The 16,186-nt window shown below is 57.5% G+C and carries 13 protein-coding genes; 9 read left to right on the top strand and 4 right to left on the bottom strand.

Annotation, left to right across the window (positions count from 1 at the left end; translation table 11 throughout):
- The 3 genes from AC3B5A_RS00005 to AC3B5A_RS00015 form a co-directional block, all read right to left on the bottom strand.
- Positions 1 to 592: hypothetical protein (locus tag AC3B5A_RS00005; protein WP_489797868.1), on the bottom strand; the 592-nt coding region annotated here is incomplete at its 3' end.
- 92 nt (positions 593 to 684) lie between these two features.
- Positions 685 to 903 (bottom strand): hypothetical protein, encoded by a 219-nt coding sequence (locus AC3B5A_RS00010; RefSeq protein ID WP_489797870.1) that lies wholly within the window; start codon positions 901 to 903, stop codon positions 685 to 687.
- A 442-nt stretch (positions 904 to 1,345) separates the two neighbouring features.
- A complete protein-coding gene (locus tag AC3B5A_RS00015; RefSeq protein ID WP_489797872.1) occupies positions 1,346 to 2,296 on the bottom strand; it encodes a DsbA family protein in 951 nt (316 codons plus the stop codon).
- A 290-nt stretch (positions 2,297 to 2,586) separates the two neighbouring features.
- On the opposite strand from AC3B5A_RS00015, the gene AC3B5A_RS00020 reads away from it, so the two are divergent.
- The gene (locus AC3B5A_RS00020) at positions 2,587 to 4,893 is read left to right on the top strand and encodes an alpha-galactosidase (RefSeq protein WP_489797873.1); all 2,307 of its coding nucleotides are present in this window, start codon (positions 2,587 to 2,589) and stop codon (positions 4,891 to 4,893) included.
- A gap of 100 nt (positions 4,894 to 4,993) precedes the next feature.
- On the opposite strand, the gene AC3B5A_RS00025 is transcribed toward AC3B5A_RS00020, so the two are convergent.
- Complete coding sequence (locus tag AC3B5A_RS00025) at positions 4,994 to 6,232, bottom strand: ROK family protein (RefSeq protein ID WP_489797875.1); 1,239 nt, start codon at positions 6,230 to 6,232, stop codon at positions 4,994 to 4,996.
- A gap of 218 nt (positions 6,233 to 6,450) precedes the next feature.
- Here AC3B5A_RS00025 and AC3B5A_RS00030 point away from each other — a divergent pair, with 218 nt between their 5' ends.
- The 8 genes from AC3B5A_RS00030 (at position 6,451) to AC3B5A_RS00065 (ending at position 16,181) form a co-directional block, all read left to right on the top strand.
- Positions 6,451 to 7,782 (top strand): ABC transporter substrate-binding protein, encoded by a 1,332-nt coding sequence (locus AC3B5A_RS00030; RefSeq protein WP_489797877.1) that lies wholly within the window; start codon positions 6,451 to 6,453, stop codon positions 7,780 to 7,782.
- Between the two features lie 14 nt (positions 7,783 to 7,796).
- Positions 7,797 to 8,723, top strand: a complete 927-nt coding sequence (locus tag AC3B5A_RS00035; protein WP_489760687.1) for a carbohydrate ABC transporter permease — start codon at positions 7,797 to 7,799, stop codon at positions 8,721 to 8,723.
- A 79-nt stretch (positions 8,724 to 8,802) separates the two neighbouring features.
- Positions 8,803 to 9,732, top strand: coding sequence for a carbohydrate ABC transporter permease (locus AC3B5A_RS00040; RefSeq protein ID WP_489798457.1), 930 nt, complete (start codon positions 8,803 to 8,805; stop codon positions 9,730 to 9,732).
- Positions 9,733 to 9,975: 243 nt separating this feature from the next.
- Positions 9,976 to 11,349, top strand: a complete 1,374-nt coding sequence (locus AC3B5A_RS00045) for a tyrosine-protein kinase domain-containing protein (protein ID WP_489797879.1) — start codon at positions 9,976 to 9,978, stop codon at positions 11,347 to 11,349.
- A gap of 346 nt (positions 11,350 to 11,695) precedes the next feature.
- Positions 11,696 to 13,387, top strand: coding sequence for an ABC transporter substrate-binding protein (locus AC3B5A_RS00050; RefSeq protein WP_489797881.1), 1,692 nt, complete (start codon positions 11,696 to 11,698; stop codon positions 13,385 to 13,387).
- A gap of 28 nt (positions 13,388 to 13,415) precedes the next feature.
- Entirely contained in the window at positions 13,416 to 14,387 is a 972-nt protein-coding gene (locus AC3B5A_RS00055) for an ABC transporter permease (protein WP_489797883.1), read from the top strand.
- Positions 14,384 to 15,394: an ABC transporter permease gene (locus AC3B5A_RS00060; protein ID WP_489797885.1), complete on the top strand. Its 1,011-nt coding sequence runs from the start codon at positions 14,384 to 14,386 to the stop codon at positions 15,392 to 15,394. Before AC3B5A_RS00055 ends, AC3B5A_RS00060 begins: the two co-directional genes overlap by 4 nt.
- Complete coding sequence (locus AC3B5A_RS00065) at positions 15,384 to 16,181, top strand: ATP-binding cassette domain-containing protein (RefSeq protein ID WP_489760681.1); 798 nt, start codon at positions 15,384 to 15,386, stop codon at positions 16,179 to 16,181. The genes AC3B5A_RS00060 and AC3B5A_RS00065 overlap by 11 nt, the downstream gene beginning before the upstream one ends.
- The last annotated feature ends 5 nt before the right edge of the window (positions 16,182 to 16,186 follow it).

Here is a 16,186-nt window from a genome sequence, read left to right on the forward strand (position 1 = left end):
TGATGTCGTAGCCGGGGATGTTTGGTGCGTAGACTTGGTTGTATGAGGGTTGCACGCTGGTGTTGGTTGGGTAGTTGCCGTTGAGTTGGTACACTGCACCCACAGCCGCAGGACAAGTAGCATTATACGTATCGATGTTCATCGATGGAGACGCTTGTGAAGACTTGGTGAGTTTGCTCAAGCCTGTGTAGTATATAGTGCCGCTGAATTTGGTTGTGCCGATAGCTTCATTGTAAAAGCAGTGTATCGTATACGCTTTGGAGGGGTCTACCGTGTACCCCTTTTTCACATATGCTGTCGCTTTTACTTGCGGGAATGCTACGTTGGTGAGGGTGATGTTTTGTGAGGTGTCGCCTTGTGTGGCGGTGCCGTTGGAGTATCTGAACTGTGTGGTGCTGTAGGCGTGATAGACACACATCTGCACGGCGGTCTCCTGCGTGAGGATTTTTCCTCCCCTTACGTCCGGATCGGGGAAACCGTCAATTGTGAAACGGAAATTGAGCGTATTTACTTTGGTGATGCCACACGTGCCATCGCCGAGTGTGGATATGCTGGGGGAATCTGTGCCTGCTGCTGGTTCGGATTCGCTCAATGATGCGTCAGCCTCTGCTGTGGCTGTTTGTGTATCGCTGCTGTTGGTATCGGTGGAGTCTAGGAGTGGCGTGCTGGGAGAGGTTGCTGGTACTAGCGGTTCAGACTTGCTGGGGGGGGGGTGATATTTGATGCTTCTGACAGATTGCTTGCGCTGGAAGAGGCGTTGGTGGCGGAATCTGCGGTGGCGTATGCGCTGACACCGCCGCCGAGGGCGATGGCTGCTGCAAGAGCGACGCCGGCGGCGAGCAGTGCGCGGTGGTGCCTGGACGAGCCGGCATGGTTGCTCGGGGTGTCGGTGAAGAACGTCATGGTTGTTTCCTCTCCAGCTTTCCGCAACTCACAACACGTTGCTATTTCATGACCAAACTGATGCATACAGGTGCACGATGCATATATGCTGTACTCCAGCGTACGGCAGCATCGTGACATAACTAACAATCTCCTCGAACACTATGACTGTTCGTTCATCATTTTAGGCCCGTACAAGTAGCTGAGCATGACGGCGACGCTGCCGCGTGGTAATAGGCGATGATGACGCCTTGCAACAGAGAGGTGTCTGTGGTGCCGTCAAACGAACTTGCGGAGATGGGGTAGCTGTGATGATGAGGCCAGTGTGGCACCAACCAATCTGGTAGTAGCGACGATTATCGCGATATCGGTAGGATGCCGCCGCTGAGAAATAAGCAAGGCCGCCATCGTCGGGGCGGATGGCGGCCTTACTTTCACTTGCGCGGTAGGGGCAGGTGTGCGATCAGGCCTTCGGCTTTTCGCTGGCGCCGATGGACGGCATAACGCCTTCGGTCCCAGCATCGCCTGCCTGCATACCGATGGCCTTGAAGAACGCAGTGTTCACGTCGGTACCGTCTCGTGTGGCGGCGACGCGGTCCCAATAATTGCCGTTGATGGTGATGGTGGGGGTGGCGAACTCGCCCTTGCGACTGCCTTCTGTGGGCAGTACCGAGGGGCGCAGGGGAGTGTAGACCGCCAGTGCCTCAATCCATTTGGTGTAGTCGCCCTTCACCGCCTGCTGGGCCACTTCCGGGCTCACTCCGGCTTTCTGGGCCTGTGCTGCGATGGCGTCGTTGCTGACGGGCTTGTACTGCTGGCCTTCTTTTGGTTGGAACCCTTCGTCGTAGAGCGCGGCGATGAATCCGAGCACATGCTCGGGATCCTTGTCGGCCACGTAGGCCACGGCGGAGGCGGCACGCGTCGAATACTTATCGGTGGAAAGGTCGTCGAAGAATGAGCTGGGGTGAATCTCGAAGTTGATCTGACCGGCATTCAGCATCTTGGTCCACGTGGGGAGCATCTGGCTGTCGAGCACGCGGCAGGCTGGGCACATGAAATCCACATACAGGGCCACGGTCGGCGCGGTCTTCACCGGCTTGCCGATCCCGTCTTTGGAAAGCAGGAAGCCACCTTCGGAGTTGGAATGTTCGGGCTTGGTCTTGACGGCGGTGACGTTGGTGCGTGCCTGGCGCAGACTCACCTGAGCGCTGTTCTCGCTTGGTTTGGCGGTTGCTGCCTCGCTTTTGGCGGGCTTGTTCACGGCCCACACTACGGCAACGATGGCCACGACCACGGCAATCGCCGCTACCACCACCGAAATACCGATAGCGGTGGCTGTGCGCTGCTCGTTTGGGCTGATGTTGTTTTCCAGTGACGCCGATGCGGAAGGTGCGGACCCCTTCTTCTGTGCCATGTTGATCCTTGTCGTTGTAGGGTTCGGGCGGCCTGCTCTGGTTGGAGTTGCTGTGGCCTGTTGGTGTTTTGTCTTGATGTGCCGCGTGTTGAATGGCGCATAAGATCACTACATACATCATATCAAAATAGTGATATACGCCACTCTATGGCATGGGGGCGAAAAAGACGGGGAATTTGCGATTTACTTGCGCTGTGCAAACAACACGCAGCATATGGCAAGAAAAACAGTGTGCGGTAGAGTTTTCATACTCAAGTAATGTCAAATGACGACATATGAAAGGAAGTGCAATGGCGCATATTGAATTGTTTACACCATCGTCTCGTGATGAGGCATCGTCCGGTAGCGTGGACATCAAGATTGCCTATGGCGAAGACACCGAGACAAAATCAGCGTTCGCGCTGCTGTTCGTCGATGCGGAACTACCGCGTTTGGTGCACTGGGGAAGACCCCTTGCCCATCCGGATTCGTTGCTAGCCAGTTATGCGGCGCAGCACCCGCAGCGTGTTTCCGGAGCGCTCGATGAGACGAGTTGGCCCAGCATCCTGCCGTCCCAAGCCGAGTCGTGGAGTGGTGCCTCCCGGTTGAGCGTGAGTCGTGACGGCCGTGAGCTGTTCGTCAAGTTCGCAGTGCACAGCGTTGCCGTAGAGCAAGCGGCGCGCGCCTCTGGGGAATCGGTGCCGTCGTTGGTGGTTAAGGCCCAAGACAGTGAACAGGGCGTGAACCTGACTTGGACGCTCGAGATTGACGCTCAAGGCCTGCTTCGTCAGCGTGCCAGCATTGCCAATAGCGGCGAGGGTGCCCTGTCGGTCAAGCATGTCGAGCTCGGGTTCTCGGTGCCTGACCGTGCGCGCGAGATATTGACCACCACAGGTCGACACTTGCGTGAGCGTTCCCCACAGCGCACGTCGTTTGCCGTGGGGCGGTTCGAGAAGAACGCGCTGGTCGGTCGCCCGGACTTTGACGCTTCTCTGCTGCTCACTGCCGGTGTACCCGGGTTCGGGTTTGAGCATGGAGAAGTATATGCGACGCACGTGGGCTGGAGCGGCAACAGCGTGCTGGCCGCTGAGCGTACGCCGTATACACAAGGTGTGATTGGCGGTGGCGAGCGACTGTTCGATGGCGAGATGGTATTGCAGTCTTGCCAAGACGAACATGATGACTTCGGCAACGATGATATTGCCTCGGAAGATATTGTTGACCCTGCGACTCAATCTGTGTACCGCACACCATGGGTGTATGGAGCTTATGGCGAGGGGCTCAACGAGGTGGCCGCACGCTTCCATGGGTACGTGCGTCAGGCGCATCGTTCATTTGCGTCGCGCCCGCGCCCGGTGATCCTCAATACATGGGAGGCGGTGTACTTCCAGCACGACTATGACACTTTGGCCAATCTGGCTGACAAAGCGGCACAGGTCGGCGTGGAACGCTTTGTGGTGGACGACGGTTGGTTCGGTTCTCGCCGCAATGACGAACGCGGCCTTGGAGACTGGCAAATCTCGCCGCAGGTGTGGCCTGAAGGGCCGAAAAGCCTGGCGGCGCTGGCGCAGCACGTCCACTCCAAAGGCATGGAGTTCGGCCTGTGGTTCGAGCCGGAGATGGTCAATCCTGATTCGGATATGGCGCGCAAGCATCCAGATTGGATTCTTGCACCGACCGCTGGGCGGCTTCCCATGCAAGGCCGCAACCAGCAAGTGGTCGATCTCACCAACCCGGATGCCTTTGCCTATATCTACCGGTCCATCGACGTTCTGATTGATGAGCTGGGCATTGACTACATCAAATGGGACCACAATAAGCTGGTGACCGAAGCGGTCTCCCCGCGTTCCGGACTTCCCGCAGTGCACCGCCAGACGCTGGCGGTATACAAGATTTTCCATGACTTGAAAGCCGCTCATCCCGGTCTGGAGATTGAAAGCTGCTCGTCAGGCGGCGGTCGCATCGACCTGGGCATCCTCGAGCACGCCGACCGTGTCTGGGCATCCGACTGCGTGGATCCGGTGGAGCGTGCCGATATCCAGCGCTACACGTCGCTTCTGGTACCCCCTGAGATGATCGGCGAACACGTGGGTGACAGCCCCGCCCACTCCACTGGACGCGCAACCAGTTTGCAGATGCGAGCAGCCACGGCATTCTTCGGCCACATGGGAGTTGAGTGGAACCTGCTCAAACAAGATCAGGCCGATCTGGACGTTCTTGGGGATTGGATTGCCGAATACAAGCGCCGTCGTGATGATTTCCATAGCGGCGCAGTGGTTCATGCCGACAGCGCAGACGCTTCAGTGCGTCTGGACGGCGTGGTGAGTGCGGACAAAGCCAGGGCGACCTATCGATTCACGCAACTGACTTCCTCGCAAACCTATCCTGCGGCACCAGTGTGTCTGCCTGGTCTGGACCCGCAGGCACTCTACCAAGTCAGACCGCTCGGCGTCAGTCTTAACCTTGATGTGCCGGGATTGGCCAATGGGCAGACGCCGCTGCTGTGGTGGAACGAGGACGGCGTGCAGCTGGACGGTGAAGCCTTGCAGAGCTTCGGCATTCGCCCGCCGAGCCTGAACCCGGCTCAAGCAGTGATGTTCGAGGCGGTACGTGTCTGATCGGGCATAAAGCCGATTCGGGGGTTTGCGCAATATTGTTGTGATATTGCGCAAACCCCCGAATTTTGTGATAGCCGGCAATGCGCCGCGAGTGCGTGTGTCAATTAATGTACGTAGTTATGGCGTGTGCTGCAGCGGCCTGCGCCCACTGGTCCCATGAACAGTCGAGAATCTTGAAATCAACCGGAGAGGCTTGCGTGGGGCGGTGTGCGTTGATGCCGCGGCGCACCGACTCGGCATTCTGGTGGGCCAGGAACGATATCTCACCGCTGACCAACACCTTGGACGGCATGGCAAAGTTGGCCATGACCGCAATGAATGTGCCCAAGCGGAAGCACAACTTGTTGAGCAGCTTGCGCGCCTGCGGTGATTCGCCGTGCAATGCAGCAAAGAAATCATCGGCACTGGAGGTAATGCCGATCATCTCGGAATATTCCGTGGCAATGGAGTTGGTTGTCAGGCACTGCGAACAACCCACATGCCCGGCATAGCACATCGGCCCTTCATGGTCAATGGGCACGTGGCTCACCAGACCGTAGCTTTTGTCGCTTGGGCTCACCGGTTGTCCGTTCTCGCACAGCGCGTACCCCACGCCGGATCCGACAGTGACCAAAGCAAGACGTGGTACGCCCACACCTTCGCTGAACCAGCTTTCATATAGGAGCAGTGAATCAAGGTCATTGAACACCAAGGTGGGTATGGCGCATTGCTGTTGCACCATATCGGCGAGCTTCACCTCTCTATCCCAATGTAGAAACGGCGCATAGGTGACGGTGCTGCTCTCGACGGGATGACCGCCAAGACTGATGCCGAGCAGGCACGGGGCGATGCCGGCTTGCTGGGCGCAACTCGAGGCAAGAGAGGCAATCTGGCTGGCTACGGCGTGCGGGTCGCAGTCCGGCAACGGTTCGTTCAAGGCGGGGCCGAGTGGATGGCACAAGGCGTCGGTGGCGATGACGGTAATACCGTTGTTGTGCACGTTCACACCGATGAACGAACGTTGCGAAGCGCGCAGGCGCAGGTTCGTCTGCGGGCGTCCGCGTTTGGTGGAGGGGGTGCGGTCATAGGCTGGTATACGTTGCATTTCCTCGGTTTGCACAGTGCCCACGTGGCTGGCATATTCGTTCCTTATCGCCGGCTCAGCTTCGGTCCCTGCTTCCTCGATGACCTTATGGTACAGCAGATCAGAGGTGATGCGAGAGAGCGAACCTTGGGTGAGACCGAGCATGCGTGAGAGCGTGGCGCGAGAGATCGGGCCGTATTGGGCGATGGTGCGCGCCACCTCGTGAGTGGAATCGGAACCCTCAAACCAGTGATATGTCGAAGTGTCGGTGTTCATAAGTTTCCTGCCTGCGTGTGTGGTGTGCGGCGTCTGAATCGCCGGCGCGTATTCTCGTGCGGGAAGAATTACTTTCCTTACGCATCTAAAATACGCGCTTTTAATTGTGCTGTCATGCAGACACTCATCAGGTGGGAAACATAAAACTTTCATGCTTATCTAGAACAAGGCATTGCGGTGTAGCTGCCGCGGTCACAGATAAGCGAAGGAGCTTGGCGATGGGCAATAAGATTCATCTCGATTCAGGCGAGCGGGCAGCCTCGCCAGGTAAAGCTGCCGGGAGTGCAGGGCGTGCCAGAGCGACGTTGCTTAAAGTTGCATCCGCACTATGCGCAATGGGTGTGCTCCTAGGCATGACAGGGTGCGGTTCGTCGAAGAGCGACCAAGTCACGCTGGACTTCTTCCAATACAAGTTTGAGGCGGCGGACCAGTTCAAAGCCATGGCCAAGGAGTTTGAGGACCGCAATCCGGACATCAAAATCAGCATCAACAACTCCGCCAACGCGCAGACCGACCTGCGCACCCGCTTCGTCAAGAACCGTGTGCCTGACGTTATCACCTTCAACGGTGACATTAGTTTCGGTATGTTTGCCGCCTCCGGCGTATTTCATGACTTCACGGATGACCCGCTTGTCAAAGAACTGAACCCCGGCATGGTCACCATAGCCAAAAACCTCGTGCAGACCACAGACCGCTCCAAGAAGCGCCTCTACGGTCTGCCTTATGCCGGCAACGCCTCCGGATACATCTACAACAAAGCGTTGTGGCGTCAGGCCGGCGTTGACCCAGACAATCCGCCCCAAACATGGAACGACTTCACTGCCATGCTCGAAAAATTCAAAGCAGCAGGCATCAACCCCGTCCAAGGCTCGCTTGCAGATTCCTGGACCGCCCAAGCACCTCTCGCATCCTTTGCCGGAACACTGGTTCCCGAGTCGCAATACGGCAAGCTCAAAGACGGAAGCACTGATTTCAAAACCATATGGACCCAGTCTGCACAGCGTGAGGTCGATCTGTTCTCATATTCCACAGCGGATAAAGGTGTGACCTATCAGCAGGCCACGCAGAACTTCGCCAAAGGGCAGGCCGCCATCATTCCCCTCGGCACCTACGCGATACCGCAGATTACCATGATCGGCAAAGACGTGGAACTCGGGTTTGCACAGATGCCTGCGACCAACGATCCCAAAGAACAAGTGCTGACCGCCGGCGATGATGTGATGCTCACCATCGGCGCGAACACCAAACATCCCAAAGAGGCCCGCCGATTCGTGGAATTCCTCATGCAGGAACGACAACTCAATACCTATGCCGATGCACAGGCCGCGATCACGCCTTCCAAGAAGACGCACTTCGGCGACCCTGCTCTGACCGGTGTCTCGAAATTCTTCTCCAGTAATCGCGTGGCCGACTTCTGCGACCATTACATCCCCTCGTCCATCAACATCGGCGGCTATCTGCAGACCATGGTGACGAGCGGCAACGTCGATAAATTCACCAACTCGATGCAGAGCGAGTGGGACAAAGTGCAAGCTCGGACATTCGAGTAGAAAGGGAGGTCATCATGTCAAACACAGCTGCGAAAACCGGTGCAGGCAAAGCGCAACACCGCCGCAAGTCATCATTCTCCAAACGTAAAGTGGAACCGGCGTATTACTGGATGGCCGTTCCCGCGGTCATTGTCTTCGCGATCTTCCTCTACGTGCCGTTCCTGCGTGGTGTGGCCTACTCGTTCACGAACTCGCAAGGGTACGGCGACTATAAGTGGATCGGCCTGAACAACTACGCCGCGCTCTTCAAGGATGGGCGGGTGGGGCACGCCTACCTGTTCACCATCGCCATCGCGGTGGTCATCACGGTGCTCATCAACGTCATCGCGCTTTTCCTGGCAGTGGCGCTCAACGGTCGCATCGCCTTTAAGAACGGGTTCAGAGCCATCTATTTCATCCCCTACACGCTGGGTGTGCTCGTCATCGGGTACGTATTCAAGTACATTTTCATGACACCGCTGCCGGCTTTGGGCAAAGCGCTGCACATAGGCTGGCTTTCTGAGTCGTTGCTGACCAGCGACAAATACTCTTGGATACCTATAGTCTTCCTGGCCGTATGGCAAGGAGTCGCCTACTCGGTACTGCTCTACCTTGCCGGCCTGCAGACCATCGACGACGAAATCTACGAGGCTGCCGCCATTGACGGTGTCAACGCGTGGCAGAAATTCTGGAAAGTCACCTTCCCTCTCATCGGGCCATTCCTGACCATCAACCTGGTGCTCTCCATGAAGAACGCGCTCGGCACCTTCGACCAAGTGGTGGCCCTCACCGAAGGCGGTCCCGACTCTAAAACCGAGACCGTGACCTATCTGATCTGGAAAGGCGGTCTGACCGGCGGCGAATATGCCTATCAGACAGCCAACGCCGTGCTCTTCTTTGTGGTGCTGGCGCTTATCGCCTTTGTGCAACTCAAGATTTCCAACCGCAACGAGCAGGATTAAGGAGCCGACGATGACCGATAGCATAAGCTCAACCGGTACCAACGAAGCCGTTTCGGCAACGCGTACCACGACGGTGACGATGAACGCGAATACAGCACCATCGTTCACACCGATATCAACAACGCAGCCACATGCAGCCTCGGCTCCGGCAGGTGGGCCGGGCAACCGGAAAGCAAAGAAGAGGAGAGTGCACCGGCGTGACCACAACATCAACTGGTGGCTCACGGCCGCGCTTGCCGTGCTCTCACTGACGGTGCTGGTGCCACTCTATTTCACCGTGCTAACGGCGCTGAAGACGCCGGGCGAGGCCGGAACCTTCAGTTTGCCGACCAGCTGGCAATGGCATAATTTTGCAGATGCGTCCGCCAAGGTGAACTTCCCCAAAGCGGCACTCAACTCGGCTGTCATCACTGTGGCGGCTGTGGTGCTCACCTTGGTGACCAACACCTTCGTGGCATACGCGGTGGCCAGAAACATGGACAAACGGTTCTTCCGGTTCATCTATTATTTCTTCATCGCAGCCATGTTCGTGCCCTTCCCGGTGATCATGCTGCCGCTGGCCAAGCAGATGGGCGCCCTGCATTTGGACAACCCATTCGGCCTCATCATCCTGTACACCGTACTGGGCCTGGGGACCAACCTGTTCATTGCCACCGGATTCATCCGTTCGATTCCCGTCTCTCTTGAAGAAGCGGCACGCATCGACGGGGCGAGCACGTGGAAGATTTTCTGGAAGATCATTTTCCCGCTCATGGGGCCCATCAACGCCACCATCGCCATTATGACCGCATTGTGGGCGTGGAACGACTTCCTCATGCCGCTCATCGTGCTCACCGACCAGACCAATCAAACGATTCCGTTGGCGCAGTATGTATTCAGCTCTCAATTTGCCACCAACTACCCGATGGCATTCTCCAGTTACCTCATGGCCATGGCTCCCATTCTCATCGTCTATATCTTCGCTCAGAAGTGGGTGGTCGGCGGTGTGATGCGCGGCGCAGTGAAGTGATGGGACTCCCGCGGTGTGTCGCCATGGTGTCTCTTGATTCTGCACGCAACAGCAAAGGACGGGGCGGATTGGTTGGAGACCGTTTGGCCTTGTGAAATGACGTGGCAAGGTTGCGTTGTGGAGAAGTGAATTACTGCCCGCTGCAGCTCTGAAGAAGGGTTGCTGTGGGCAGTTCTTCGTGTAGGCTTGGCTGAGACAATGATTTGGGTGGTTGTGTACCGCTTTGGGTTGAAAGGCATAGGAATGACTCTGGGGACTCTCTTCAGTACGTTGAAGCGATATGCAAAAGCGGTGATTGCCACATTCGTGGCGGTGGTTGTGGTAATCATGATTGTTACGTTCATCATGCCGTCCAAGTACACCGCCAGCGCGCAGCTGCTTGCCACCTACAAGACTGCTGATGTGAGCGCGCAAAGTCTGAGCACAGGTGCCAGCTACATGAATTCGCAGGTCGCCAACTATCTGCAGATCGCCAAGTCGGAAAAGGTTTTGGGGCCTGTGGCAAGCGATTTGGGTCTTGGCAAGTCTGGGGCCGGTCTGTCTGGAGAAGTTACCGTCACCAACCCGACCGGAACGCAGATCATCAACATAACGGTGACGGATAAGGGCGGACAGGATGCCGCCAACATCGCGAACGGTGTGGCTGAGCATCTGGCGAAATATGTTTCTCACATGAACGACGCGAACAAGAAGGATGCAAAAGCGTCCCCCATCGAACTGCAGACCATGCAGAAGGCGACTCCGCCCAGCTCTCAGAGTTCTCCGAACATCAAGGTGAACTTTGTGCTGTCCCTGCTCCTGGGTGTCGTTGCCGGTATCGGTGTGGCCCTCGTCTTGGAGATTCGCCGTACCAAGTTTGATTCCGCTGAGGAAGTCTCCCAGCTTCTTGAGACCCCGGTGCTCGGCGTGGTGCCGGAATCGCCGAGCTTCAACAACAGTGAGCCGGTCATTGTGGCGCATGGTGAGAGTGCAATCAGTGAAGAGATGCGCAGCATGTGCTCGAATATCGAGTTCGCGCTGAAAAACAAGACTGAACAGGAAGAGGCAGGACGCCTGCTCATCGTCACTTCCGCCACTCCGGCGGAAGGCAAGACCACTGTCTCCATCAACATCGCAGCCGCTCTGGCCGAACGTGGAAGTCGCGTGCTGCTCATCGAAGCGGATCTGCGTTCCCCCTCGGTCGCGAACCGTTTGAAACTGGCCACCATGACCGGCCTGTCCGATGTGCTGCGTCAGTCGGTGCGTCTGCGTGAAGGCATCGTCAAATATTGGAAACCGAACCTTCACATCCTGCCTGCAGGCAAGATTCCCAATAGTCCGAGCATCCTGCTCGGTTCATCGCTGATGACCGAATTGATTGACCAAGCGCGTTCCCACTACGACTTTGTGGTTGTCGAGGCCACGCCTATGGAAGTCTCCAGCGACGCCGCCATCTACGCTACGGTTGCGGACGGTGTGGCTTTGGTGACTCGCAAAGGTGTGTCGAACAGCAACGATGTCAAGGAATCGGCGGACACTTTGCGCTCGGCCAAGGACAACCTGCTGGGCATCGTGTTCAACGGGGACATGTCCAAGAGCATCGAAGAGAAGAACAAATACTATCTGAAGACCCGGTAGAAGCAAGGGTTTCAGAGCGAGGGGTCGTCGGCAAGCGTGCGGACGACCCCTCGCTGCATTCCACACGAGCGTATACATGAGTGTGTGTTCTACGGGCGCAACATATCACAACAGATGTGCCGCGCGGCCTTCTCTAGCCAAAATATGCTGCTCCAAGAGTAACTATTCGGGCAAGGCGCGCGATACAATATGCAGTGCAGACGACCCATTGCGGCGGCTAGCATACAACACACCACTGCGGTATTACAATCGTGCCCTTCGGCATGGCGGCAAGACTACATGCTTGCACCGTGTTCGGGCAGGTACGAGTGCAATTCCGCGGCAAGAACACGATGCAAGAGGAATCATGGCAACTTCAACCGGTGCACACGATAACAACGGTGCAACCCAAACGCAGCAAGAACAGACTGACCGGCAGCGAGGCGGCACTGCAAGTACCGACTCGTCGCTCGAAGCCAAGGCAAAGGGATCCAAGGGCGGATCCAACAACGGACGCGCAGACAAGGGCGGCAAGAAGCACACTTGGCTGTGGGTGCTGCTGGCAGTGGTAGTGGTAGTGGCGCTCGTTGTGGTGTTCGCTGTGACGCGCAAACCGGCGTCACAGAACACGGCCGAACCCAGCAAAGAGGTGAGCATCGGTCTCAAGCTTGCTCCAGCGAACCTTGACATCCGCAATCAGTCCGGCTCGGCGCTCGACCAGGCTCTTGTGGGCAACGTGTATGAGGGTCTTGTGGCTCGGGACCAAGACAATAACGTGGTGCCCAGTCTGGCGAAAAGTTGGGAGAAAAGCACGGACGGCCTTACCTATACGTTCCATCTCAACCATGGCATCACCTTCTCGAACGGTGACGTTTTGGATGCCGAAGATGCAGCATGGTCCATCAACGAACTGGTGAAGAACGACTACCATGACGCAGAGTCGCTTCAGAACTTCAAAGACGCCCAGGCAGAAGGCAACGATACCGTCGTGATCACTCTCAGTGCGCCATACTCGAATCTGCTGTGGGTGCTGGCGGGACGGCCCGGTCTGGTCTTCGACAAGGATGCACACTACGACGTCAAAACGCAGGCCGTCGGTTCCGGACCGTATACCGTATCGAAATTCGTAGCCAACAGTTCCCTCACACTCAGTGCCAACCCTCACTACTGGGGCAGCCACAAGCCGCAAACGCAGACCGTGACCCTACGTTATTTCACCGACGACAATGCCGCGGTCAACGCGCTCAAATCCGGTTCCGTGCAAGCGTTGGCCCCTATCACCGCCAACCTTGCCAAGCCCTTCTCGTCGGACCCCAAACACTATGAGGTGCATGTGGGAGAGGGAACCGATAAGTTTGTGCTGGCCATGAATTCCACTGGTGCCAAGACTTCCGACATTCGCGTGCGTCAGGCCATCCGTTTGGCTATCGACCACAAGGCCATTGTCGCTTCACGAGGTGGAGCCGACAAGCTCATGGGCGGTCCCATACCTTCTCTCGATCCCGGTTACAAGGACACCAGCGCCGCTGTTTCCAAGCCCAATCCGGACAAGGCTCGGCAATTGCTTAAGGAAGCTGGCTACGATCAGAACCATCCGCTTGAGTTGAAGCTGGAATATGCGAACACGTACGGCACCGAGCTCGGCGACCAGTTGCGCAGCCAGCTCAAAGCCGTGGGCATTGACCTGAAAGTGAACGTGGTCGAGTTCTCTACGTGGATGCAGGATGTGTATACCAACAAGGACTATGACCTCTCGCTCGTCGACCACAGCGAAAGCCATGATTTCTCGCAGTGGGTAAACACCAAGTATTACTACAACTACGACAATGCCAAGGTTCGGGACCTTTATTCCCAGGCGATGGCTGCCAATAGCGACAAGGAACGAGACGGGCTTCTGGCGCAGGCGGCGCAGCTGGTGAGTGACGATGCCCCGGCGGATTGGCTGTTCAACTACCGCATCACCACCGCCATGGTTGCCGGGTTGAAGGGTATGCCGCTCAACCTCAACCAGACGCTGTTGCCGGTGTGGAATCTGACCTACACGCCGGCACAGGCGTAGCCTAGACTCACAGAAAGGCTGGCACGACATGAGGTTCGTGATTCGCCGGCTCGCCTTGTTTATCGTGGCGTTGCTGGGGTTGTCCGTCGTGATTTTCGCGGCATTGCGCGTGCTGCCCGGTGATTTGGCGCAAATCATGGCCGGGCTGAACGCCACTCCCGAGCGTGTTGCACAGCTGCGGCGTGACATGGGGCTCGACCGCTCCTTGCCGGATCAGTATGCCGCTTGGCTGACGGGCTTGCTGCACGGCGACTTCGGCACCTCGCTGCTTACCGGTCGATCGGTGGGGAGCACCGTGGCATCCCGTGCCGCGGTAACCTTCCCGCTCATCGGCTTGGGACTGGTGGTGGCACTGGCTGTCGGCCTGCCGCTCGGGTATGCGTCGGCGATGGCGAAAAGCCCCAAAGCGCGCGCATGGTTCCACGTGATTGGCATTGTGGGCGGTGCGGTTCCGGCTCTTTGGGGTGGTCTGCTGCTGATTCTGCTGTTCGCCCGGGGGACTGGACTATTCGGCTTCCTGCCTTCTCAAGGCTTTCCGGAAGATGGATGGTCACATCCTGGCCAGGCTTTGGCATCGCTGATATTGCCTGCTTTGACGGTGGGCATCATCGATGGCGCCAGCCTGATGCGCTACACGCGTTCGGCTCTGGTGGATACGATGGCATCCGGGCCAATCGATCAAGCGATGGCATGCGGTTACACGCGAGCTCAAGCGGTGCGCACCGTAGGGTTTCGTCTGGCCTTGCCGCAGCTGGTATCGGTCACCGGTCTTATGTTCGCAGGCATGGTCACCGGTGTGATGGTGGTGGAGAATCTATTCGCTTTGCCGGGTATCGGCTCTGGCCTGGTCACCGACCTGGGCAATCGCGATCTGCTCGCAGTGCAAAGCGAACTGTTTATGCTGGCGGCGTTTTTCCTGTTCATGGGATTACTGGTCGATCTGCTGCACCGTGCGTTCGATCCGCGGCTCAGACATGCCGGCGAAGGGGAGGCACGATGACTCATCACACCAATCGGCAGCGTACCCGGCAGGGTGTCAGCGGTGCGGTGAGGCGCGCGTGGCACTGGTTGGCTGTGGTCATACGCACGGTATGGAGAAGTGGGGAAGGTAAGTTCTCGCTTATCGTTCTTGGTGCGTGGATCGTGATTTCCTTGGTGTCGTTGGTCTGGACTCCGCAATCGTTGTGGGCTACGGATGGGTACCGAGTCTGGTCGGCACCATCGGCCGACTACTGGTTGGGTACGGACGGCACCGGTGCGGATGTGCTGAGCTGGCTGATGGCGGGCGGGCGTACCAACCTGCTCATCGCCCTGCTGTCGGTAGTGTTTGCCGCGGCATTCGGTCTGTTGCTCATCGCCATGATGGTCTCTCGTATCACCGCGCTTTCAAGCGTGGCCGTGGTGGTGGTCGATGCTCTTATTTCCATTCCCACCATGCTTATTGCCTTGATACTCGCGGTGCCGTTGGGAGCTTCGATAACGGTGGTTGTGGTGGCTTGCGGAATCGGGTACGGCCTCAATCTGGCTCGTGTATGCAGGCCAGCGGCGCTTCTGGCCGCACAGTCCGATTATGTTCAGTCGGCTCTGGCGTCTGGATCCTCGTGGTTCTCGGTGCTGATGCGCCATATTCTCCCCAATATCATTCCCACGCTCACCGTGCAGCTTTCGCTGTCTGCCGGCACTGCGGTGCTTGCGGAATCGGGGCTGACTTACTTGGGGGTGGGAGTCCCTTCGGGCGTGCCAAGTTGGGGGCATTCTCTCGCCACGTCGGTCAAGCTCATCAACATTTTCCCTCTCACCGTGCTCTGGCCGGGTTTGGTGGTTACCCTTGTGGTGGTGGCGCTCAATATGTTCGGCGACTCGCTGCGTGGCGCCATCGACCCGGTCTCGAACGCTGCACTGAGGGCTGAGGCTGTCACTGCAACAACGCATACGCCTGGAGACCGGGATGCTGCTGATCAGAAACACGGTCAGGATGCGAGAGGAGAGAATACCGATGATTGTTGATATCCAACACATGAACATCAGCATTGCCGGCAGACCTATCGTGCGTGATGTGAACATGAACATCGGCGAGGGGGAGCGTGTAGGCCTCATCGGCTCCTCCGGCTCCGGCAAATCCATGATTGCCAAAGCCATGTTGGGATTGTTGCCTTTCGGATCTGATGTGAGCGTTTCCGGCTCCATCAACCTGTCAGGCACCGAAGTGGTCGGTGCTGACGAGCGCGAATTGGCTGCCATGAGAGGCCGATCAGTGGGAACCGTGTTCCAAAATCCTGGAGCTTCACTCAACCCGGTGAGCCGTGTGAAGCACCAAGTGGCATTGCCATTGACGTTGCACTACGATCTGTCCGACAGTGAGCGGCACGAACGGGTCAATACCATGCTTGCGCGCGTGGGACTGGACGAACAGACCGGTGAAGCGTATCCATCCGAACTTTCGGGCGGGCAGCAGCAGCGGGTCGGCATCGCCACGGCCCTGGTCACTTCGCCGCGGCTCATTGTGGCCGATGAACCCACTACAGCGCTTGATGCGTTGACGCAACGGCGCATTGTTGACCTGTTGGTGTCACTGGTGGACGATGCAGGGGCATCCATGCTGTTTATCACCCATGATTTCTCCGTGCTGCGCCGTGCCACGACACGTTGCTACGTGCTTGACGAAGGGCGCATCGTCGAGGAAGGCGAGACGGCAGCATTGTTGGAACAACCTGCCTCGCCGGCTGCGCAACGTTTGGTCGACGCCGCTCGAGTGCTCACTTTGCATACGGAACGTTCGGGAGATGTGTCGTGACGGTA

It is taken from the genome of Bifidobacterium sp. ESL1133 (genome assembly GCF_058107325.1).